General features: G+C 41.2%; 17 protein-coding genes. 10 read left to right on the plus strand and 7 right to left on the minus strand.

Going from position 1 to position 23996, the window contains the following annotated elements:
* Positions 1-2 precede the first annotated feature (2 nt).
* The gene (locus PNIG_RS17105) at positions 3-890 is read left to right on the plus strand and encodes a LysR substrate-binding domain-containing protein (protein ID WP_089369321.1); all 888 of its coding nucleotides are present in this window, start codon (positions 3-5) and stop codon (positions 888-890) included.
* Positions 891-981: 91 nt separating this feature from the next.
* On the opposite strand, the gene PNIG_RS17110 is transcribed toward PNIG_RS17105, so the two are convergent.
* Positions 982-2709, minus strand: a complete 1728-nt coding sequence (locus tag PNIG_RS17110) for a potassium/proton antiporter (protein WP_089369055.1) — start codon at positions 2707-2709, stop codon at positions 982-984.
* Between the two features lie 588 nt (positions 2710-3297).
* Between PNIG_RS17110 and gshA the strand changes: the two genes are divergently transcribed.
* Positions 3298-4815 carry a glutamate--cysteine ligase gene (gshA, locus tag PNIG_RS17115; protein WP_011329747.1) on the plus strand — a complete coding sequence of 506 codons (1518 nt, stop codon included), beginning with the start codon at positions 3298-3300 and terminating at the stop codon, positions 4813-4815.
* 181 nt (positions 4816-4996) lie between these two features.
* On the opposite strand, the gene PNIG_RS17120 is transcribed toward gshA, so the two are convergent.
* Positions 4997-6541: a hypothetical protein gene (locus PNIG_RS17120; protein WP_089369056.1), complete on the minus strand. Its 1545-nt coding sequence runs from the start codon at positions 6539-6541 to the stop codon at positions 4997-4999.
* A gap of 69 nt (positions 6542-6610) precedes the next feature.
* Positions 6611-8077 (minus strand): dGTPase, encoded by a 1467-nt coding sequence (dgt, locus tag PNIG_RS17125; RefSeq protein ID WP_089369057.1) that lies wholly within the window; start codon positions 8075-8077, stop codon positions 6611-6613.
* A 334-nt stretch (positions 8078-8411) separates the two neighbouring features.
* Between dgt and PNIG_RS17130 the strand changes: the two genes are divergently transcribed.
* Positions 8412-9632 carry an alkaline phosphatase family protein gene (locus PNIG_RS17130; RefSeq protein WP_089369058.1) on the plus strand — a complete coding sequence of 407 codons (1221 nt, stop codon included), beginning with the start codon at positions 8412-8414 and terminating at the stop codon, positions 9630-9632.
* A 184-nt stretch (positions 9633-9816) separates the two neighbouring features.
* Positions 9817-10974, plus strand: coding sequence for a benzoate/H(+) symporter BenE family transporter (locus tag PNIG_RS17135; RefSeq protein WP_089369059.1), 1158 nt, complete (start codon positions 9817-9819; stop codon positions 10972-10974).
* Positions 10975-11678: 704 nt separating this feature from the next.
* Here the strand turns inward: PNIG_RS17135 and hemH are convergent.
* The gene (hemH, locus tag PNIG_RS17140) at positions 11679-12698 is read right to left on the minus strand and encodes a ferrochelatase (protein WP_011329752.1); all 1020 of its coding nucleotides are present in this window, start codon (positions 12696-12698) and stop codon (positions 11679-11681) included.
* A gap of 491 nt (positions 12699-13189) precedes the next feature.
* Between hemH and PNIG_RS17145 the strand changes: the two genes are divergently transcribed.
* Both PNIG_RS17145 and arfA read left to right on the plus strand, forming a co-directional pair.
* Positions 13190-15733 (plus strand): TonB-dependent receptor plug domain-containing protein, encoded by a 2544-nt coding sequence (locus PNIG_RS17145; RefSeq protein ID WP_089369060.1) that lies wholly within the window; start codon positions 13190-13192, stop codon positions 15731-15733.
* Positions 15734-16154: 421 nt separating this feature from the next.
* Entirely contained in the window at positions 16155-16355 is a 201-nt protein-coding gene (arfA, locus tag PNIG_RS17150; RefSeq protein WP_058374703.1) for a ribosome alternative rescue factor ArfA, read from the plus strand.
* 165 nt (positions 16356-16520) lie between these two features.
* Here the strand turns inward: arfA and PNIG_RS17155 are convergent, their stop codons facing one another.
* Positions 16521-18020, minus strand: coding sequence for a phospholipase effector Tle1 domain-containing protein (locus tag PNIG_RS17155; RefSeq protein WP_089369061.1), 1500 nt, complete (start codon positions 18018-18020; stop codon positions 16521-16523).
* A 161-nt stretch (positions 18021-18181) separates the two neighbouring features.
* Positions 18182-19486 carry an NAD(P)/FAD-dependent oxidoreductase gene (locus PNIG_RS17160; RefSeq protein WP_058374712.1) on the minus strand — a complete coding sequence of 435 codons (1305 nt, stop codon included), beginning with the start codon at positions 19484-19486 and terminating at the stop codon, positions 18182-18184.
* A 273-nt stretch (positions 19487-19759) separates the two neighbouring features.
* Between PNIG_RS17160 and PNIG_RS17165 the strand changes: the two genes are divergently transcribed.
* From PNIG_RS17165 to PNIG_RS17175, 3 genes are all read left to right on the plus strand, one after another.
* Positions 19760-21709, plus strand: a complete 1950-nt coding sequence (locus PNIG_RS17165) for a RecQ family ATP-dependent DNA helicase (protein ID WP_089369062.1) — start codon at positions 19760-19762, stop codon at positions 21707-21709.
* Between the two features lie 45 nt (positions 21710-21754).
* Positions 21755-22081, plus strand: coding sequence for a YkgJ family cysteine cluster protein (locus PNIG_RS17170; protein ID WP_089369063.1), 327 nt, complete (start codon positions 21755-21757; stop codon positions 22079-22081).
* Between the two features lie 88 nt (positions 22082-22169).
* Positions 22170-22550 (plus strand): VanZ family protein, encoded by a 381-nt coding sequence (locus PNIG_RS17175; RefSeq protein WP_089369064.1) that lies wholly within the window; start codon positions 22170-22172, stop codon positions 22548-22550.
* Between the two features lie 421 nt (positions 22551-22971).
* Here the strand turns inward: PNIG_RS17175 and PNIG_RS17180 are convergent, their stop codons facing one another.
* Positions 22972-23367, minus strand: a complete 396-nt coding sequence (locus PNIG_RS17180; RefSeq protein WP_208619505.1) for an FAD:protein FMN transferase — start codon at positions 23365-23367, stop codon at positions 22972-22974.
* A 176-nt stretch (positions 23368-23543) separates the two neighbouring features.
* Between PNIG_RS17180 and tnpA the strand changes: the two genes are divergently transcribed.
* A complete protein-coding gene (gene tnpA, locus PNIG_RS17185) occupies positions 23544-23975 on the plus strand; it encodes an IS200/IS605 family transposase (RefSeq protein ID WP_089369065.1) in 432 nt (143 codons plus the stop codon).
* Positions 23976-23996: the final 21 nt, after the last annotated feature.

Below are 23996 nucleotides of genomic sequence, written 5' to 3' on the forward strand. Positions count from 1 at the left end.
CCATGAGTACACCTCCTATTAGTATTGAAGCGTTACTGGTGCTTGACGCTATTGAGCATCGTGGCAGTTATGCGGCAGCCGCAGAGCAATTAAATAAAGTACCTTCGGCGCTGTCCTACATAGTACAAAAACTAGAAGAGCAATTAAACGTGACTTTGTTTCAGCGTCAGGGGCGTCGTGCTGTGTTGACTCCTGCGGGCAAACATTTACTGACCGAGGGGCGCAAGTTGCTTACGGCGATTAATTCATTGTCGGAGCAAACACAAACAATTGCGAACGGCTGGGAGCCAAAAATTCGTATTGCTTTGGATTCTATTATTGATATAAAACCGATATTTACCAGTATAGAGCAGTTTTTAGTAGAGCATAAAAATATTGAAATAGATGTACAAGAACAGGTAATGAACGGCAGCTGGGAAGTGCTGATTGAAGATAAAGTTGATTTAGTTATTGGCGCGCCGTCGCCAGTGCCGAACCAAAAAGGCATTCGCGCGGTTAAAATAGATGAGTATCAAAGTGTACTTGTGGTAAATAGCACGCACCCGTTAGCAACGCAGCAGCAACCACTCGATATGAGTAGCCTTGCTCAGTACCGCAGTGTGATAGTACACGACTCTGCAGAGCAAGAAATTCCATGGTCGGCAAATATAATAGAGGGCACCCAGCGCTTTTTTGTTAGCTCTGTTGCGCAAAAAATTGCGGCTATTATTGCCGGTATAGGTATTGGTTATTTACCCAAGCGTTTAATTGAGCAGTATATAGGGTCGGGGCAGTTAGTGGAGGTAAAGCTAACCGAGCAACGACCTTGCCAAGATCTATTTATTGCCTGGAAAATAACTAATAAAGGTAAAGGGTTGCAACGACTTACCTCACTGTTACTACAACCTTAACGTTGCGCTTTTAAAGCTAACAGCCGTGTAAGGCTGTTAGCTAATAGCTGTATTAAATGTAATTTACTACTTAAAAGCCATGGTAAGCTCTTTATTCTTCTAGGCTTTCATCTAGGGTAATTATAATACCAACGGTAATAATACGGTCGCCAACCATTTCACAAATAGTGAGTTTTACGTCATCAAGTTCAATAAAGTCATCTACCTTAGGTAAGCTGTTTAGCGAGGTTTTTAGTACTTGCTCTAGCGTATCGTTTGGTTCAGCCGCAATATGAATATCGTAAGAATAGGCTATGCTGGCTACGCTGGTATTGCCTTTAACTCTTAGCTCTTTTGCCGAAAGCTCGGTAATATCTTGATCAATCGTGCTTGAAAAAACACAGTCAACAAACTCGCGGGTATGCGGTTTTAGTACCATAAATAGCTGATCGTCTGCCTGTAATAACGTAGAGCCGCGCGGGGCAATAATATTATTATTACGACTGATCATTGCCATTACTGTGCTATCGGGTAGTGCTAATTGCGATAAACGACGGCCAACAGCGCGTGACATTTTGCCTATGGTGTATTCAACAATATCGGCGTCAACATCGCCTAAAGCAGTGATCTCTAACGTGGCTGCGGGAGTCACTGGCGGTGGTAAAGTAAGCTTTAGTTTGCGGGCCATTAAAGCAAGCGTTGAGCCTTGCAGTGTGGCTGAAATTAACACCACAAAAAATACTACGTTAAATATGAGTTCGGCGCCAGGCAGGCCAAACATAAGAGGAAATATTGCTAAAATAATAGGGACTGAGCCGCGTAGCCCAACCCAAGACACTAAGGTGATTTCACGCGCTTTAAAACCAAATAGCGCTAACACCGGAATAACCGCCAAAGGGCGAGCAATAAATATAAGCACTAATGCAATGATCAGTCCCTCAAACCACACATCTAATAACGAGGTTGGGTTTATTAATAAGCCCAACACCACGAACATGGTAATTTGACCTAACCAAGCTAACCCGTCGTGGAATAAAAACGTACTGCGCTGAAACACAAAACGGCTGTTGCCAATAACCACACCGGTAATAAATACCGCTAAAAACCCGCTACCACCAATGTTTGCGGTAATACCAAATGAGAGTAAACCACACGCAGCAACCAATACCGGATACAAACCGGTAGCAACTAATTGAATTTTATTAATTAATTTAACAGAGCTCCAACCCACGGCTAAGCCGACTAATGCGCCTAAGCCCATTTGTGATACAAACATGAGTAATAGGCCTGTGCCTAGCTTCATGTCGTTTACCAGAACCTCTAGTAAGCCTACGGTTAAAAATATTGCCATGGGGTCGTTTGAGGCACTTTCTATTTCGAGGGTGGCTTTTAGTTTGGTGTTTAAATGAATACCGGCATTACGCAGTAGCGCAAATACGGCTGCGGCATCGGTTGAGCCTACAATAGCGCCAAACAATAAGCCTTGTAGCAAAGGAATATCAAGCATGTATGCGGCAGCAACTCCAGTTACTGCGCTGGTAATTAGTACCCCAAGGGTGGCCAACACGGAGGCGGGTTTCCAGACTTTTTTTATCGCTTTTAAGGGCGTTTGCAAACCGCCATCAAATAATATCATTGCTAATGCGAGCGTACCTAAAGAATGCGCCGCTGCTGCATTGTCAAAAAATATGCCTCCGGGGCCATCTTCACCAGCGAGCATACCGACCATTAAAAACATTACCAGTACAGGCAAACCGAGACGAGCTGATAATTTACTGGATACAATACCCAGTAAAATTAATACCGCGGCTAACAATATTATTTGATCAATCAAAAACATATATTATTCTCATTTGTAGCTAAGGGCTGGGTTAGGTCGTTATTGTAAGTTATGCACTAGAGCATGGGATAGTAGTTACTCTGCTGCTAAGTATGAACTGGTTTTCATTTTTTAATAGGTAAAATAATAAGCGATAATAAACATGGGTTTGTTTACACAAAAATGTTTTTAGCTTTTGATATTGTAGCATTATTCTCATTAAATAGGGAGGGCCAGCGTTATAAATAGCAGGTATTAGTAATCTGCTAAAAACTTGCCAAGCTCGGTGTTAAAGGGCCATTTTTAGATGTCATTTTAGCTCGCGCTTTAGGTTTAATATTTACAGTGAGAGTTTTGGGTCAACTTAGCCGCTTTAGTTTTTAACCTTTTAGATTGCTTTTTAAATTTGCACTTCGCCTTTGGCACTATTACCACTTAGTAAAAGTCATTTACACAATGAGGGGATTATTTATTAATGCATAAGAAATATAATGCTCTACTTATTTTTACTAGCACAGTAATCGTATGCCTAGGTTAAGGCGCGAAAGCAGCACAAGTAAAAAGGATCAGGGGAACTTCCTGATTAACTGAATTATTACAGAGGTTTTTATGACGTTATCCCTAACTCCACGCCTAACACAGTTAGCCAATGCTGATTTGATCCAACCATTGGCGCATATTAAAAGGGGTATCGAAAAGGAAGCTTTACGAGTAACTACAGATGGTTTGTTGGCACAAAACCCTCATCCTTATAATTTAGGCTCGGCGCTAACTCATCCTCATATCACTACAGATTACTCAGAGTCGTTATTGGAGTTTATTACCCCAGCAGTTGAAAGTATTGATGACACACTCGACTTTTTACAACAATTGCACCGTTATACTGCCACTGAACTAACCGCGCAAAATATATGGCCAGCAAGTATGCCGTGTGCGCTTCAAGGTAATGATAGTGTGCCTATTGCTCAATATGGTAGCTCGGTGCAAGGACAAATGAAGCACACTTATCGTCGTGGGCTAGATATGCGCTACGGGCGTATTATGCAAAGTATTGCGGGTATTCATTTTAATTTTTCATTACCGGATAGCTTTTGGCAGGGGTATCAAACTCTACAGGGTAACCAAGACTCGCTTGCTGATTTTCGTTCTGCCCAGTATTTTGCGCTGATCCGTAACTTTCGTCGCTATGGTTGGTTATTGCTTTATTTATTTGGTGCATCTCCTGCGTTAAGCCGCTCGTTTGTTGATGGCCGCGCGCATCAGTTAGCCAGTTTGGGCAGCGATACGCTTTATATGCCTTATGCAACTTCGTTGCGAATGAGTGGTTTTGGCTATCAAAACGATGCCCAAGCGAGTTTAAATGTAAGTACCAATAACTTAGCTGAATATAGCCGCGATTTAACACAAGCGCTTCACACGCCACATGCACCTTATACGCGTATAGGGGTTGAGGTAAATGGTGAAAAGCGTCAGCTAAACGATAATATTTTACAAATTGAAAACGAATACTACAGCGATATTCGCCCTAAACGTGTTACCCACGCGGGTGAAACACCACTGCAGGCTATGAACGATCGCGGGGTTGAATACATAGAAGTACGTAATCTCGATATTAACCCCATGTTGGCGCTAGGTATTGATGACACTCAAATTCGCTTTTTAGATACATTTTTACTGTTTTGCTTATTACAAGATAGCCCAGAAATTGGCGAGCAAGAACAACAGCGCTTGGCACGCAATCATACCCGTGTGACCGAGCAGGGGCGATGCCCTGATTTACTGCTAGAAACTGCTAATGGTGAGCTTAGTCGCAGTGCTTGGAGCGAACAGCTATTTGCAGAGCTAGATGCTATAGCAGAGTTACTTGATCAAGCTGGTAGCGGCTACAGTGAGGCGATACAACACTACAAGCCATTATTACAACAGCCAGAGCTAACTCCGTCGGGGCTTATGTTGACGCAGCTTGTCGCTAATAATCAGGATCACAGTGATTGGGTAGGGCAGCGCGCCACTGAGCTCACTGCACAATGGAAAAAAATGCCACTGAGCGCAGCACAAAGCGATTACTTTAAACAGCTTGTAAGCTCATCACACGCAGAGCAGCAAAAGTTAGAGGGTAAGGTTTAGCAAAAGAGCAGCTTTTAGGTGTCGGGCTTTAGCTTTTAGATAGATGATACGACCCCGATAAAGTAAACCGCACTAGGGTCGTATCAAGGTCAATACGCCCTATCAAGCTTGGTACTTGGATTTACTTGTAGGTGCGATTTTATATTGGCACTTAACTTACCAATGTATAAAACCTTTAACTCTATTCTTTAGTTTGCATATTTTTAGCACGCTGCTCGGCTTCGATCAGGGCTTGAGATTTAGGTTCACGTTTTTTCTCTGCTATTTTAGGTTTTACCGATGAATTTGGATCCCAGCTATCATCCAGCGATAGGTTAGCAAATGGGTTGCTGTTGTCTATTTGCACATTTTGCTCTTTAGGCTCAGCTACTGGTTCTGGCTGTTGGTTTGTATCTGCTTTTATTACAGGCTTTGCTTTACTACCTGGTAGCGGTGCATCGGGATCGAAAGTACGTACTTCGGGCTCTTTAAATTCGTGCTCGGTATTAAATGAAGTTGCTTGCTCTGTGGTGCTGTTTACAGGGGGGTGTATATTCGTTGTTGGTTGCTGCGCAATAATTGGCTCTGGGCTGATATTGGCGGGCTCAATTGTATTTTGAGCTGGCGTTTGATCATTAATTGCTGCTGGCACTTGTTGAGTAACCTGTTGTTGGCGCTGCTTTTTAGTAGGCAGTGGTGCATCGGGATCGAACATGCGTACTTCTGGCTCGGCAAAGTCGCTGGCATTTTTTATTCGCTCTAAGGTGTTTTTAGCCGCGGCTTCAAACTCTGCGGTATTGGGCTCTGCTTTTGTTTTTGTTTTTGTTTTGGGTTTTTCATTACTAAATGTTGTATTTGTTGTTTTAGCTACGGTTTCTGGCTCGCTAGTACTTGCTTGTGGTTTTGCCAGCGCGGCATCAATTTGCTGCATTGAAACAGATTCTGCCGCAATTTGTGCTGTTGTCGTATTTTGCGTATTTACGGCGCTAGGGCTTGGCTTAGCTGCCGATTTAACTACTGATTTAACTACTGATTTAGGAGCGGGTGTGGTAACAGCTGGGCTCGTTGGCAGTACTGTTGCCACCTCAGAATTACTTTGTTTAGAGCGGCGCATACGTACTAAAACCATTACGCCAATAAGTACTATTAGCAATAATAATAAGCTAGGTAGCAGTAGTGAGGCGGCGCTTTCGGTGTTTGGTTTTGATACTGGCGTAGGTTTTATATTTGCCGGCTTTTGTGCTGCTGCGATGGGCTCTGCGCTTATTTCTGTAGCGTTTGCCTGTGTACTTTCAGCCACAGGATTTTTTATATCAGTGCTTTTTACATCCGAACTTTTAATATTGGCAATAGGTTCATCAGTTGTTACTTGGCTTGTTTGACTAGGGCTTGCTTGTAACTCGGTATTAATACTCGCGGTATTGTCTGTCTCAGAGTGTGTTTTTAAAGGCTCAACAATAGGCGCTTTAACCGACTCAGTAATAGGCTCGGGCAGTGCCTTCTGCGGCTCTGGATCATTAACAATAGCATGTGGCTTAGGTTTTGGCTGAGTTGGTGTTACTACCGGCTTATTGCAATTTTTATTATAGTCGCGCGCGGCATTGCGGTAGCTGCGGCCCGTTTTGTTATTACTGTGCTGCTGCATTTCTTGTTTTATAAGTATGCACATAGCTTGGTTATAGGCTGCGCTATTAAAGCTATAAAATAGGGCAACACAAAGGGTCAGGCGTGTGAGTATTTTTATCATAAAGTTCAGTAGCGCTTAAGCATCAATAGTTTGATTTTAAGCGCTAATTTAAAATATATCTACTGTGGGCTACTCAATTACCATTAGGCTGCGATATTCGTCGTAGGCAAATTGATCGGTCATGCCGCTTATATAATCTTGAATTAACCGGCAGCGGTAATAAAACTCATAGGCGGTAAAGTGATCAGGCTCTTCTTGCATTGCATCTATGGCGTGCTGATAGCTGTTTAAGTGCTTTTTAGAAAGCTTTTTAACCAGTCGCGATTCTATTAATAAGCGTGAATCGCCATTGAGCGCTCGTTTAAAATCGTCACTGCTTAATAATAGCAGTGGTTTGTAACAATCGAGCAGGCCGTTAATAATGCGGTAGCCTTGTAGTTCGAGTTTTTCTACTTCTTTGTTTGAAAATACATATTCAAGCGCCACTTGTTTAAGGGTTATGGTGAGTGCGTGTAAATAGCTGCGATCCTCAAGTAGTGCTTGGTTAAAATCGCCATGATAAATGGGTTCTATGTGTTTAATAAAGCGTTTAGCCACATGATTAACTAACGGATGCAGCAGCGCTACGCGTAAGTATATAAAAAATTCACTATTAAAATTATAAGGTTGTGCGTTGGCACGCTCAAGTGCGTAGTCTACGGCTTTATTTACAAAGTCTTGATGTTGGCTGTCGTCGATAGTGAGGTTTATAAGTACTTTTGTATAATGACTTTTAAGCTTTTGGCATAATAGTTCGGTGCTTATTATGTCTTTTTCTACGGCGTCTTCTATATCGGCTAGGCAATAGGAAATATCATCGGCAGCTTCCATAATATAACTTGCGGGGTGGCGGCAATACGGCTGAATTTCAAGCGCAGTTTGCAGTGCCTCTACAAATTTTTTTTCGCTGTAGTAGTAACCGACCTTTTTCATTAAATAATTTTTGTTTTGTGGTATCTCTTTTTTGTCGAGCCCTGCAGGGCGGGTATATTTTAAAATACCGGCACTTTGGCTGTAGGTTAAATTAAGTAATTGTAATGAGTGAATAATACGTATGCCTTGGGCATTGCCTTCAAAGCTGCAAATGTCGTGTGCTAGGCTTTTAAAAACAACCCCAATACCAGAATTAGGCTGTTTACAGCGCTCGGGGGTTACACTTGCTAAATTATTATTAAACCAATGGTTTATGGCGGCTTCACCAAAGTGACCAAACGGCGGATTGCCTATATCGTGCATTAGGCAGGCCATTTCAACTAGGCTTTCTAACGGCCGCTCTAGCTCGGTGAGTCCGTAGTCTTGCAGCTGCTGATAACTTAGTGATGCAAAAATACGTTGTACTATAAAGCGCCCTACTTGTTGTACTTCTAACGAGTGAGTAAGGCGAGAACGTACCGCGGCGTTGCGCTCTAGTGGAAACACTTGGGTTTTTTGTTGTAGGCGACGAATAGCGGCGCTGTTTATAATTCGGCCCCGATCGCTCTCTAGTGCCATTTGTAAGTTAGCGGTAGTGCGATACATACGTGCGGGGGTTATTTTTTTACTAAAATCGATCATCATCTTGTCCTTTTTTAAGCTGATGACAGGCATAGTTTTAGCGCATCGTCATATGTTTTTCATTAATTTGCTTTAATCTATCAGTTTGTATCTTAAATTAATATATTGCTTTAAGATCGAATTACAAAGCAGGTTTTTAGATGTCAGGTAAAGGTTAGCCAAGTGCGGTGATTGTAGGTAGGCGGGAGTTTACCTCGCGCTGTTACTTTGTAGGCGCATAGCTTGCTGGCGCGAAAAGCGTAGCTTTTAATTTTTAGCGCTTTGGTAGAGATGAGCCAAACGTGCTCATTTGCACACATATTTTATAAATAAACGTTATGTTAAACAGGGTATTAAAATGAAACAGTGGATTGTAAAGGCAATATCGGTTTGCCTTTTATTAGGGATGAGTAATGCGTTTGCCGCAAAAGAGCAAACGGTAGTACTTATATCAATTGATGGTATGCGCTGGGATTATATAGAAAAACATGGTGCGCCTAATTTAAAAGCAATGGGTGATCGCGGTGTAAGAGCGCAAAAGTTGATTCCGGTTTATCCTACCAAAACGTTTCCTAACCATCTTTCAATTATTACCGGCTTACTCCCTGTTAATCATGGCATTGTTGACAATAGATTTTGTGATAAAGCCCGTAATAATGAATGCTATAGCATGGGCAAAGGCTTTACCGATAGTACTTGGGTTAGCGGTACGCCGTTGTGGAACTTGGCTAAAATGCAGGGACTTAAATCGGCAGTTTATTTTTGGCCTGAGTCGGATGCGCGTTTTAACGGCATGACCCCTGACTACTATTTTCATTACTCGCAGCATAGTGACTATCAAGACCGGGTTGATCAAATAGTGCAGTGGTTAAGTTTACCTAAAGCGCAGCGCCCGCGGTTTGTTGCAGGTTATTTTTCATTGGTAGATAGCATGGGACATAAATATGGGCCCGATGCGATTCAAACGCGCGATGCAGTTAAACAACTCGATGAGTTAATGGGGCAGTTACAAGCGCGTTTAAGCAAATTAGATCAAGAAGTAAACTTAGTGATAGTGTCGGATCATGGTATGGCGCAGCTTGATCCAGCTAAAAGTATATTAGTTAGTAGTTTACCTAAAGATGACAACTTTTTAGTAAAAAATACCGGCCCGCGGTTACTTATTTATACAAAACCTGAGGCGGTTAATGCCGATATTGAGGGCTATAAAGCGCGTTTACAACAAGCAGCTAAAGGACGTTATACGGTATTAACGGCTGAGCAGTTAGCGGGCTATCATTATAATAAAGGCACCCGTGTAGGCGATATTGTAGTGCAAACAACGGCACCAGCAATATTTGCTAGTTCAGAAAAAGCAGGCCCTATAGGCACCCACGGTTATGCTTATACCGATGATATGGCAGCAACCTTTTTAGCTGTTGGCCCTGCGTTTAAAAAGGGTATGAGTATTGAGCAAGTTAATAACTTAGATATTTACCCGGTATTGGCAAAAATAATGGGGCTAAAGTTACTTAGTAAAACCGACGGCGACGGTAAAAGCTTAATGCCCGCTGTGCAGCGAAAAATGATAGTGCATTAATCTGTAGTCTAAAAAATAACAGCTTAGGCTGTAAACTACATAATACCTAAGCGGCTAATTAGCCGCTTTTTTATGCCTGTAAACTGACATGACTATTTTTCACTCAAATTAGACCTCTTGCTAATTGCAAAGTATTTAACTGCCACGTATGTTAAAAATATAACAATAATATATAGAGAAACTTATGGCAGGGATTGATCAGTTAGTTAGCCGTGTAATGGCAGGGTTGGTGGCCGTTATTATTGGCTTTACCAGCTCAGTAGCACTGATTTACCAGGTGGTTATTGTGCTTGGTGGCACGCCTGAGTTAGTAGCCAGCTGGATTTTAATGCTGGGCTTAGTAATGGGCAGCACCTCTATTATTTTATCGTATTATTATAAAGTGCCTATATTAATTGCGTGGTCGACTACAGGGGCTGCACTGCTAATTTCTACCGCCGATGGCTATAACCTAAATGAGGCCGTAGGGGCATTTATGCTCTGTGCACTATTGGTATTTTTATCGGGAGTGACGGGCTGGTTTGAAAAAGTTATGAACCGTATTCCCAGTGAGCTTGCCTGTGCCATGCTTGCGGGCGTATTAGTTACTTTTGGCATTGACGTATTTAACTTTATGAACGAATTACCGTTAATGATTGGCTTAATGGTATTAGTTTACTGCATAGGTAAACGTTACTTTGCACGTTTTACTATGTTAAGTGTACTAATAACCGGCGTATTACTGGCGTGGAATATGGGCCATATTGATACCAGCAACTTGCAATGGCAAGCTAGTAGTTTTGCTTATATAGCCCCAAGTTTTAACTTTCAGGCATTTATTAGTATTAGTATTCCTTTATATATAGTAACCATGACCTCACAAAACTTACCCGGTATTGCAGTACTAAAAGCCCATAATTATAAAGCGCCAATTTCGGCGTCACTTAATGTAACGGGTTTTATTAATTTAGTAACAGCGCCATTTGGCACCTATTCAATTAATTTGGCTGCCATAACAGCCGCCATTTGTATGAGTGAAGATGCAGATAAAAACCCCGATAAACGTTATTGGGCGAGCATAGCCGGTGGCGTTTTTTATATTATTATGGCGCTGTGCGCAGCAACATTAGTAGCCGTAGTGGCCAGCTTACCGCAAGCATTAATTTTAGCTTTAGCGGGTATTGCATTATTTGGCACTATTGCTTCAAGCCTGCAGCAAGCACTGCATAGCTCACAATATAGCGAAGCCGCCATAATTACATTTTTAGTCACCGCGTCAGATTTAACCCTGTGGTCGGTAGGCTCAGCTTGCTGGGGAATTATAGCCGGCGTATTAACGCTATTTATTATCCGTAAGGGTTAAAGCATCGGGCAAAGGGCATCGAGCTTAGAGCAAAGGCTCTTTAAGTTATTAATTCACAAAGAGGGCATGAGACGCTGCGCTTTAGAGAAGAAAAAGGATTTGGGCGACGATCTAAGGGCAAAATAAACAGCTATGCTGCTCACGTGTGGGCGCAGCCCGAATGTTTTTCTGATATTAGATTTCTTCTTTTACTGATATCTATTTTATATGTGTCTTTTCATTCACTCTCATTGTCTGCTTTTTGTGCAAAAGTGTTTAAGCCCACTTATTCACAAAGAGGGTATGAGACGCTGCGCTTTTAGAGGAATGATAATGGCAAGAACGATGTATTTTATATTTGCTCATTCACTCTAATTGTCTACTTTTTGTGCAAAAGTATTTAAGCCCACTTATTCACAAAGAGGGTATGAGACGCTGCGCTTTTAGAGGAATGATAATGGCAAGAACGATGTATTTTATATTTGCTCATTTACTCTCATTGTCTACTTTTTGTGCAAAAGTATTTAAGCCCACTTATTCACAAAGAGAGTATGAGACGCTGCGCTTTTAGAGGAATGATAATGGCAAGAACGATGTATTTTATATTTGCTCATTCACTCTCATTGTCTGCTCTTTGTGCAAAAGATCGTTAAGTGATTTATGCACAAAGAGGCGAAGGGCTTCGAGCCTAAAGCCTGATACCTAAATCTGCTCTTTTACTGCCTTTAAAGCATTGGTTTTAATATATCAAACATGGCGTCTATGTGATCGTCTCGCTCGTTTAGTGCAGCAATGTAACGGTATTTCTCACCGCCGGCATGTTCAAAAATTTCACGGTTTTCGCCCTCTAACTCCTCGAGGGTTTCTAAGCAGTCAGCACTAAACGCGGGGCTAATTATGGCAATATCTTTTATGCCTTGTGCAGGAAAGCTTTCAAGGGTAGCGTCGGTATAAGGCTTTAACCATTCTGCTTTACCAAAGCGGCTTTGAAAGGTACTTATTACTTGGTCTTTATCAAGGCCAAGCTTTTCGATTACTAAACGTGTGGTTTGTAGGCATAAACAGTGATACGGATCGCCTCGTTCTAAAAATAGTTTAGGCATACCATGGTACGAAAAAACGAGTTTTTGTGGCATACCATTGGCTGCTAAATCTTCGCTAATACTGTTAGCTAACGACTCTATGTAACGCGTGTTTTTGTGATAGCCGTTTATAAAATGCAGCTCAGGAACCCAGCGCCATTTACGCAGCACGTTTGATACCGCGTCAAAGGTTGAGCCCGTAGTTGGGCTTGAGTATTGTGGGTATAACGGTAATACAATTATGCGCGTAAGGCCTTTATCGCGAAGTTGTTCCAACCCAGCTTCAATTGAAGGATTGCCGTAACGCATAGCCATAACCACTTCGGTATTGGTATAGCCATGCTCTTTTAATAGCGCATTTAATTTTAGGCTTTGCTGGCGAGTAATATGGGTAAGTGGTGAGCCGTTTTCGGTCCATATACTTTCATAAAGCTTGGCAGAGCGTTTTGGGCGAATACGTAAAATAATACCATGGAGAATAATCATCCATACAAAACGTGGTATTTCTACAATACGTGGATCTGATAAAAACTCACGTAAATAAGTACGCAAAGCACTTGCTGTTGGCGCATCAGGGCTGCCTAAGTTGGTGAGTAATATGCCTGTTTTTTGATTGAAACGCCCATCATGGGGATTATCGGTAACGGCAGAAAATCGCGACACGTTATGCTCCTTCAAGCAAAATATTCAGAAATAACTATTAAGGCATAGTGTAACGAAAAAAAGCACTGTTTAGATCAATCATTTAGTTGTTTTAATTATAATTTTAAAAAATCAGCACGATTAGATACTTTGAGGTTATTACTTTTTATATAAAAACTAAAAAACCTGCCATTTTAGTGCACTGTAAACACCAGGTTACAGGCTGTAAAGATAAGTAACCATGGTTTGGCTGTAAAATGAGCAGTCAGTGAGTTGAAGGTCAGTGTAAACAATACGTTAACTTTTTAATATTTAAAATAAAATGCCGAGTTGCTGGTATTTTAATCTATTTAAGGTGTTAATTTTCTATTTTAGAAGTTATTTGCATACATAGACTAATTATTTATGTATTTTAGTATCTTTTTATTTACATATGTTCTAGGATGTTGGCAGCAAGGTTTGTATGTAACAACCTTTTATAAATTATAAGAACACAAAACAGGGTCGTCACTATGTCAACATATCGTTTAAACACACTCGCTGTTGCCGTTGCTTTTGCTTTTAGCGCGCCAAGCATGGTTAACGCACAAGAAGCACCGGTTAAAGCTGTAAAAAATATTGAGCAAATATCAGTATTAGGATCACGCGTATCAAATCGTACTTCTACTGAATCTTCATCTCCTATTGATTTAATTGACGCGGACGATCTAAATAAAGGTGGCTTTACCGAACTTGGGCAAAGCTTACAAGCAACCGCACCTTCATTTAACTTTTCGCGTACGCAAGTATCTGACGGCTCTGATTTATTTAGACCTGCCACTTTACGTGGTTTACAGCCAGATCAAACACTAGTATTAATAAATGGTAAGCGCCGTCATAATCAAGCCATTTTTGGTTTAACCAGTACGGTTGGTGGTGGTTCAGCGGGCACCGATATGAATGCGATTCCGCTAGTTGCTTTAAAAGGTGTTGAAGTACTACGCGATGGCGCTGCAGCACAGTATGGCTCTGATGCTATTGCAGGGGTTATTAACTTATCGCTTAACAATTCAACCGGCGTTACTACAGGTTATGTACAATATAGCGAAACCGGCGAAGGCGATGGCGAAACAGTATCGGTTGGCTTAAATCGTGGTTTTGATTTAGGCAGCGAAGGTGGATTTATTAACCTATCACTTGAGCACCGTGATGCACAAAGCACTAACCGTGCAGAGCGCGATATTGGCGGCTCACTTGATGTAGCACCTGGTACGCTTTCTAAAGATGTACGCTGGAGCCAAGGTAATGCAGAGAGCGAATTTACCTCACTATTTTATAATATGGCACTGCCAGTTGGTGGCGATAATGAACTTTACTCATTTGGTGGCTATTCTGAACGTACCGCTTTAGGTAATGGTTTTTACCGAAACTTTAATGAAGCTGGCAAAAACGTAACTCAAGTATACGCAGATGGTTTTTTACCGCAGATTTTTAACGAAGCACAAGATATTTCACTTGCACTTGGACTTAAAGGCGAAATTAATACCGACTGGGGATACGATGTATCGGCGGTGTATGGTGAAAACCAATACGACTTTACTTCACGTAACAGCATTAATGCCTCGTATGCGGCAGAGTATGTTGCTAATAACCCAAATGCGAGTGACGCTGATATAGCGGCTAATGCGGGCCCAAGTGGTGGGTATTCAGGTGGTTTCCGTTTTGATCAAACTACAGTTAATGCCGACATTAATGGCATTATAGATATTGGTCGTAGTGAGCCTCTTTATTTGTCGTTTGGCGCAGAGTACCGTAAAGAAAATTACGAAATAGTCCCAGGGGAAGAAGCTTCTTATGCGTGTGGTTTAGCTAATATGGATACCTCGTATCCGTCAGTTAACGATCCTAATCAATTTGCAGAGTGTGGTTTTCAAGCTTATAACGGTTTGCGCCCTGAAGCGTCAAATTCACAAAGCCGCGACAGTTATGCATTTTATGTAGATGCTGAAACCATGATCACCGATGCATGGAACGTAAGTGGTGCACTGCGCTACGAAGATTTCTCGGATGCAGGCGATGATTTAATTGGTAAATTAGCAACGCGTTATGAGTTTAATGATGACTTTGCCGTGCGCGCTGCTGCATCTACAGGCTTTAGAGCACCGTCGTTACAACAAAGTGGCTATACAGCGTTTACCACTAACTTAGGCTCAGACGGCACGTTAAGCCAATCGTTTACAGCAACCACAGGTTCGGCATTTCCTTCTGCTTTAGGGGTTAATAGTTTAGAGCTAGAAACATCTAAAAACTTAAGCGCAGGCTTTGTTTATGATGTAACCAGCGAGCTTTCGTTAACGGTTGATTTTTACCACGTAGAAATTAAAGACCGTATAACGCTAGGTAGTTTATTATCAGCAGATGATGTGGCATTTAGTGCAGAGGCAGTTGCTGCATTACAAGCAACCGGTGCAGTGCAAGCAAACTATTTCTCAAATTCTTTAGATTCAACTACGCAAGGTGTTGATATTATTGCATCTTACCGTACTGAACTGGACGGTGGTAACTTAGGTATTACTTTTGCGGGTAACCTAAACGAAACTAAAATTGATAATGTAAATGCAGCACCCGGTATTCCAAAAAATGTCGCGCTTGATGATATACAAAGCAGCTTTTTAACAGACGGCCAACCAGGTGAGCGTGGTACGTTAACCTTTGATTATGAGCGCGATGCTTATAGTTCAATGATACGCTTTAACTACTTTGGCGAAACCGATGTTAAATACTTTGCTAACGACCATATTTCGTTACCTGGGTTTTTATCACCTACGGGTTCATTTAAGCCTACCAGCACGGTTGAGTCAGCAGTATTGGTTGACTTAAACGTGACTTACCAAATTAACGATACGTTTGCTGTATCGGTTGGTGCTGATAACGTATTTGACGAAACGCCAGATGAATTAGGTGATGATGAAGTACTTAACTTTATCTCTAATGGCGGATTTAAATACCCATTACGTGCCGTACCTTATGGTTTTGATGGCCGTAGCTACTATGCAAAATTAAGCTTTAGCTTTTAATATTTAATAGCAGCTAAACAGTAACAAGCGCAGTTATTTACTGCGCTTTTTTTTGCCTTAATTTTATACAAATGAGGGCTGTGAAATAGGGGGGGAAGGGGGAGTGACATATTTTTTAAATGGCGCTTTAAATCACTTGCAAGCTTGTAAATTAAGCATACAATCGCCATATATAATTAACCTGAACTTTGGATAATAAATATATCTCAAGCAGCTACTTTCAGCGCTAACTGCGTTGAATTTACTTGCAATAGGCCAGCTATTGACGCGTAAATTCGCCTTGTTTTCACTGAAAATCTCTGGCTAGAGAAAATAAATTTAAATATAACTATGATTTAGTACGTTAGTAAATCTCTTAACCAGAGTTCAGGTTAAGTAACATACAATCTATTTTATAATTAGTTGGTTTATAGGAAAAATGATGACTAAAAAATCGAAAACAAAAACGGCCACTAACAGCGCCGTAGATACTGGCCGCGGTGTTATAAGGCACAATGCGTTGGCTGCACTGGTTACCTCTAAAGTGTTTAAACCACAAGTGGTTAAAGCTAAAAAAGGTAAAGGCTCTTTTAAGCGCAGCAACAAGCATTCAGGACAAGAGTCCTATTTAATCGCCGCTTAAATAGCTGTGATCAAATAGGGCTTTTGCTAATGCTTTTAGTTATTAGAGATTAGGTACTAGCTTAACTTATTACTTTCGCCTCGCACTTGTTGCTAATAGTGCTATGTAAACTTCCACCTTCAGCTAGCCTAGTCTCTACCTGAAACTTAATGCCTGAGCGCTGTTTTATTTTAACCTCGTTACTTTTACTTTAATTTTACCGGCGTTAGCGCCATAAAATTTGCTTAAGTCGTTGGCAAATGGAGTAAATTCGCCTGATTGCACTATTTTAACATCTGCGCCGTCGGCTATTGCAAATAAGTTCTTGTCACTTTTATTAATAGCGCCAATTAACGAAAACCACTGTGCATTTGGCAGTCGTCTAAATGGCTCGAGCAATGCCATAGAGATTTCTTTTACGCCAAGTTGCACGTCATCGCGGTGCCAGCCAAGCGCAGTACATTTTATACCGTCGTCGAACCAATACTGATCATGGTAAGGGGTAAAGCGATACGTTGCGCCTTGCTCTAGCATTAAACCAGTGGCGTTGTAGGCTTCACTGGCAAATACCACCACATCTTGGCTTTGCTTTACTGCCAGTACGCTCATATTTTGGTTAGCAAGCATAATATGTGCACTTAACCCGGTAAAACTAAGTTGGGTATTATCGTTATAGATTATTTTATAAGGCAGGTTTTTAAGTGACTCTGGGCGGTAACTGGTGAGTTTGTTAATGCGTTCGGCCACGCTGTGGTGCACTAATGGCTCAAGGGGACTTGGTTCGTTATCTATCAGTGCATAGCATTCTCTATCTACTAGTTTAAAAAATGGGTTAAACCAAAAATAATTTTGCTGATGGCTTAATGCCAACGGGTCGGGTGTAATTGTTATATCGTCTTGCGCGATTACTTTATTGTTAGGTAGTAAGGCTATATAGTCAATATCGTGACTGGTTAAAAAGGTGATATTTAACGGCTGCGAGATTAACCACTCTATTGCATAGCGTAAGCAAATATCGGCTAAACCATCGCGATAGTAACCGCCACCAATATCAGAATGCGCACCGGCAAACCACAATTCGGTAATGTTGCTTTGTTGGTTCATTAGTGTGGGTTCAAACGCGCGACGCTTTTCATCCAGGGCTACAAAATGTAAGGCTTGAGTAACATTACTTGCTATGGTGTGGTTTTCAAAAATTACATGCTCTGCGCCACGGGTCGCTTTGGTTATTTTTGATAAACCAATAGAGGCAATAGTGTCAAATACACACAGGTATACTTGCTCACTTATTAATGGTTCTAATAATTTTGCTAAGCGCCTAGCGAGTGCAGCGCCTCGGCTAAAACCAGTTAATAAGACAATGTCGCCTAGCTTATAATGGCTTTTAAAATCACTTAGGGCTTGTTTTAAAATGCTAGCTACATCGTCGTTACGTGGTGCGAGTGTTTGATTTAAAAAACGTTTTAAGCGGCTGCCTTTAGTACCAATACCTTGATAATAAAAACTAAGTTGATTGGTTAATTTAGTATTAGGAGAGTTATTAAGTTGTCCGCCAGCGAGTAAGTGTAGTTTAAGAATATTAGAAATACTGCTGTCTTCTTTAAAATGATCAGCACTAAACTGCTCGGCGTCTCTAGGCTCAGCACCGGTGCCATCAAAGTTAAAAATGAGTGTTTTAGCCGTCATTGCATATTACCTCCTAAGCTTTTTTACTTTATACCCAAAGCAAGCCTTTGAAATGCTGAACTTTGCATTTTGAGATGGTTTGGATATATAACGTAAAAGTGTTAAATATTAATGACAGCGGTAATAAATTCACCGCTGTGGTGTTTAAACTCTGCAAAACTTTAATGTAACTTCATTTTAGGGCGTACCACGCGCAGTATTTTTTCGCTGATCCACAAGGCAAAGGTTTTTGCACTGCCGTGAATGGCGCGTTGATGCATGCGATAGAGCGAAATATACATAAAGCGGGCAATTTTACCTTCAATAAAAAAGCTATTACTGGTGAGATTACCCATTAAATTACCAACTGTACTGTAGCGAGACAGATTAACTAAAGAGCCGTGATCGCTGTACTTAAAGCCACTCAATGGTTGCTGTTTTAATGTGGCTATAAGATTTTTTTCAACACATTGCGCCATTTGATGCGCCGATTGCGCCCGCGGTGGCACTTGTTTGCCGTCGGCTTGGGTAAAGGCGCAGCAATCGCCCAATACAAAAATGCTGTCATCAACCGTGCTTTGTAAAAATTGGTTAACTTGAATTTGATTGCTGCGAGTGAGCTCAAAAATACCTAGGTCTTTAATAAAATCAGGAGCTTTTACTCCTGCAGCCCAAAGCATAATATCGGCATTAATGTGCTCATCGTCTTTGGTAATGAAGCCGTGCTCGGTGGCCTCTTTTACTTGCGTTTGTTCGCGTACATTAACCCCTAATTTTAGCAGCTCGCGCTTGGCACTAACGGCAATGCGCTCGGGCAGTGCGGGTAAAATACGTGGCCCGGCTTCAATTAAATGAATATGTAAACGTTTGGACGACATATTAGTTAAGCCGTATAGCTTTAATAACTCAGAAACATGATACAACTCAGCCGAGAGTTCTACACCGGTTGCGCCGCCGCCCACAATGGCAATGTTTAAAGATTGTTGTTGATTGTCGTCTTGGTGCAGGCGGGTAAAACTGTCGAGTAACGAATGCTGAAAGCGCTCTGCTTGCTGATTAGAATCTAAAAAATAGCAATGCTCTTTTATACCAGGGGTATTAAAGTCGTTACTTACGCTGCCTATGGCAATAACAAGATGGTCGTAGCGCACGTTGCGCTCGGGTAAAATAGTGTGGCCTAATTCGTCATAAAGTGGTGCGAGGGTAATAGTTTTATTGCTTTGGTCAATATTACAAAATGTACCAAGCTGAAAGCGATAATGATGTTTAGCAGCATGAGCGCTGTACACTACGCCATCTAAATCTGGGTCAATAGAACCGGTCGCTACTTCGTGCAGTAACGGCTTCCATATGTGGGTGCGGTTTTTATCTATGAGTAGTATGTCTGCGTGTTTTTTCTTTCCTAGTTTATGTCCTAGTTGGGTTGCAAGCTCTAATCCGCCAGCCCCACCGCCAATAACGACGATTTTAGGTGTGGTAATATTCATAACGCTGCCTTTAAAAATAATATACCCAAATAATCTATGTAGAATTATTTTTTTGAGGTTACTTGGGTATGAATCAAGTTATTTTGGCAAAGGCTAAACTCATTATTTATATGGCTATATTCTGCGCCTAAATAAAGGATGTGTCAGCAAAAAATAATGAATAAGTTATACTCACACTTTTAAAGCTAAATAGTGTGTATCTTTATACTTACTTAGGTTTTACCGTGTAGGAATATTTTTCCTTTTGAGGGAAATATTTAAACAGGATATTTTATGACCCCTTCATTAATTCAATCACTTGAGCAACACTTTGGCTTTAATCAGTTTAGAGGCGGGCAGCAGCAAACCATAGAGCAGCTGTTAAATGGGCAATCGTCGTTGGCTATATTTCCCACCGGCTCGGGTAAGTCTTTGTGTTATCAATTAACCGCGTTGCATTTACCACATTTAACCTTAGTGGTGTCGCCATTATTGGCATTGATGAAAGATCAAATTAGCTTTTTAAACAGCAAAGGTATTTATGCTGCCAGCCTTGATTCGAGCCAAGACCAAATGCAAAGCAGCACAGTAATGAACGATGTTCGCAGCGGTAAAATTAAAGTCTTAATGGTGTCGGTTGAGCGCTTTAAAAATGAGCGTTTTAGAGAGTTTATTAACCAAATAGCAGTGTCTATGTTGGTTGTTGACGAAGCGCACTGTATTTCTGAGTGGGGACACAACTTTAGACCCGACTACTTAAAACTACCACGCTACCGTGAAGAGCTTAATATTCCGCTGGTATTATTATTAACCGCCACCGCGACTAAAAAAGTAAAGCGCGATATGGCCGAGCGCTTTGCCATTGCCCCAGAATGCATTGTACAAACCGGTTTTTACCGCGCTAATTTAGACTTAAGTGTGCTGAGTGTAAAAACGGCGGATAAAAATACTGAGCTTACTGAAATTGTCCGTGCGCAAACCGGCCCCGGTATTGTGTATGTCACGCTGCAGCAAAGTGCTGAGCAAGTGGCCAATATGTTAAGCGCACAGGGCCTGCAAGCGGTGGCGTATCATGCAGGGCTTGAAGACACCCTACGCGGGCAAATTCAAGATGATTTTATGGCAGGAAAAATAAATGTAGTGGTCGCCACTATTGCCTTTGGCATGGGGGTTGATAAATCAGATATCCGTTTTGTTATTCATTATGATTTACCAAAGTCGATTGAAAACTACAGCCAAGAAATTGGTCGTGCAGGGAGAGACGGACAACCATCGCAGTGTTTTACATTGGCCAATTTAGATGGCTTAAACACGGTTGAAAACTTTGTTTATGGCGATACCCCAGAGCTTAGCGGTATTGAGCATGTGATCAACGATATTCGCCAACACCAAAGCGATCACTCAAAAGAAAGTCAGCAATGGGAAATGCAAGAATACAGCCTTTCAAGTGATAGTAATATTCGCCAATTAGCGCTTAAAACCTTGTTAGTACAATTGGAAATGCAAGGTGCAATAACACCACTTTATGCTTATTACGCCGACTTTAAATATAAGTTTTTGGTTGATAAAGCCGCTTTACTTGGTCACTTTGATGCTGATAGACAAGCATTTTTACAGTTAATATTTAGCCATACCCAATTTAAAAAAATCTGGGGCACACTAAATTTTGACACGCTTACCCAAGCCGCTCAGGTGGATCGCAAACGCGTTGTTGCAGCGCTTGATTATTTAGCAGAGAAGAATTTAATAGCACTTGAAACAAAGCGAATCACCCAAGTCTATCAAGTACATAATGAGGTAATCAATAACCCTGAGCTGGCTAAGCAATTACACAGCTATTTTGTTGATAAAGAGCAAGCTGAAATTAAGCGTATTGCGGCACTTATTCGCTTTTTCGAGCTTAAAACATGTTTGAGCTATAACCTTGCTCGTTATTTTGACGACCATCAAGCGCCACAGCAATGCGGCCATTGCTCAGTATGTAGAGGCCAAGCTGTAACACTTGAATATTCACTCGCTCATAGCTTTGCTAACGATGCTGTAATTTATCAAAAGGTTGATGAGTTACTTAGTCACCTCGCCAGTAAAGGTATACATAATATAGGTATTGAAACCCAATGCCGCTTTTTAGCGGGAATGAGCGTACCGTTATTTGCGCGTAACAAAGTGCGTCAACTCAGTGGTTTTGGTTTGTGTGAGCAGCAGCGTTACAGTGAAATAAAAACGAAATTACTGGCGCGTTAAATTCACTCAGGTATGCTAGGGGCTTATTCTTAAAAGTAAGCCTTTATGCCCCAGATTGTTCACCCCGATGAAACCGTCATTGCAGTAAAAAATATTACATCAGCCCCTGAGCCTGTTACTTGTGCTAACTGCCAAGCATGTTGTTGTCAGCTTGAGGTGCGTATTGTGACCGACACTGGCGTGCCGTTTCATTATATTGAATATGATAAATGGGGCAGCGAAGTGATGAAACGCGCCGATGATGGTTGGTGCCAAGCACTCGACCGCAATACCTTAATGTGTTCAATCTACGAAAACCGCCCGTTAGTATGCCGCGAATTTGAAATGGCATCGGACGAGTGCATCACCGAGCGTGACCTTGCAGGGATCTGATGGTTGCTTTAGCAGTAGAATACTAAGTGATTGAATCATAATCACTATTCGGCTATGGTTGGTAACTCAACAATAACATTAAACAATCATGCATAAAATAATCACTATTGTGTCAGTTACTTTTCTTAGCTTTATTATATGGGTCATATATCAAGCTAATACGGGGCAACATAGTATTTTCTTTGAGCTTGTTAGAAGTATCCCTTATGGCGATAAAGTAGGGCACTTTTGTTTATTTGGTTTGCTTACTCTAGGTGCTAATTTTGCGTTTAAGCTAAAATCATATTCAGTATTGTCATGCAATTTGTATATTGGTTCGAGCGTCGTGTTTCTATTCGTTTTATTGGAAGAGCTAAGCCAATACTTCATACCTAGCAGAACCTTAGACATCGCTGATCTACTTGCTGATGCTTTAGGTATCCTCACTTTTAGTTTGATAACCAAGCTGATAAATAAAGGTTCGCGATGACGAGTTTTGTTAGCTTACATTAGTTGATTACTGCAAATGAACAGCTTTTTCCCCTGCATATAAAGCGCTGGTTTGAAGGTTGTTTTGTCGTTAGTTTATAAATGTATTGATAGTTAAATTTTATTCAATTCAATTCTGCCCCATTCGCCAAACTCATATTCACTATGTCGAATCTCAACCACCATGATTAATTTTCGGGTTTTTTCCATAAATTTAAAATGGGTGTCTTCGTAACTTTCTTCTTTATTACATGTTATTTGTGATCGAGGCGATTTATTACTTTGCTCACACTAGTAAGCACTTAGTGGCAAAAAGTGCCGATGGAGAGTTTGCTATGCTCGCCTCGGCAGAATAGGAGCTTGCAGTTTCTAAATAAGCGGCCCTAACGAGCAACGTCATAATTTGCTCGCCACTTTCATTTCTAGGGGTATTGTGGCTGAGTGAGGGTAATGGCGCGGTTATGTTGCAGCGCTGTTGAGCTGTATTCAGTAAAAGTATCCTGATGTTGATCAATAAATAATACCGATAACCCGTATTGCTTAGCAACATCCATACCTGCTGCGGAGCCTAGGCACAATAATGCTGTTGACCATGCATCGGCTTCGCTCAGATCATCATGAAACACAGTAACCGACACCGTGCTATGCGACACGGGCGCTAAACGACGTGCATCAATAATATGGCTATAACGGTTACCTGCCTGATCATAATAATGCCGATAGGTACCCGAGGTCATAATGGCGAGCGGCTCAGGCTTGATAACGTCAACAATTTTTTGTAGTTGCTGTTGCTGGGGTAATGGCTTATCAATTGCGATACGCTAGTGTCTGCCATCAGGTTTGCTATCTTGGGTTTGTAGTTCACCGCCAATTTCAATCAGGTAATTAAACATTGATAAACCCCCAGCTCAGCTGGGGTGACTCGCATAGGTTTGACCGTGACAACGGTAGGGGTATCTTCTTTGCTCGACCAAAAGTAAAGAGGAAATAACCTATGCGAGACTATAAGAGTTTGTCTCATACTCGTTGGGATTGTAAGTACCATATTGTATTTATCCCCAAAAAGAGACAAAAGTTGATTTATGGAGCGATTAGGAAGCATTTAGGTGAGACGTTTCATGAATTAGCTAAAAGAAAAGGGGTAATAATCGAAGAAGGGCATTTAATGAAAGATCACGTTCATATGTGTCTGAGTATACCCCCAAAATTTGCAGTTTCTAATGTTGTCGGTTATTTGAAAGGAAAAAGCGCAATTTCGATAGCAAAAAACTTTCGAGGGCGACAACGAAATTTTAATGGGGAAAACTTTTGGACTCGAGGTTATTTTGTATCGACAGTTGGTTTAGATGAAAATATGGTTATAGATTATATTCGAAACCAAGAAAAGGATGATGAACACCGAGATCAATTAAAGTTTCAAGTGTAGTTCGCCTTGGGCGTTTTCTTT

Origin of the sequence: Pseudoalteromonas nigrifaciens (genome assembly GCF_002221505.1) — a bacterium.
Lineage (GTDB): Bacteria > Pseudomonadota > Gammaproteobacteria > Enterobacterales > Alteromonadaceae > Pseudoalteromonas > Pseudoalteromonas nigrifaciens.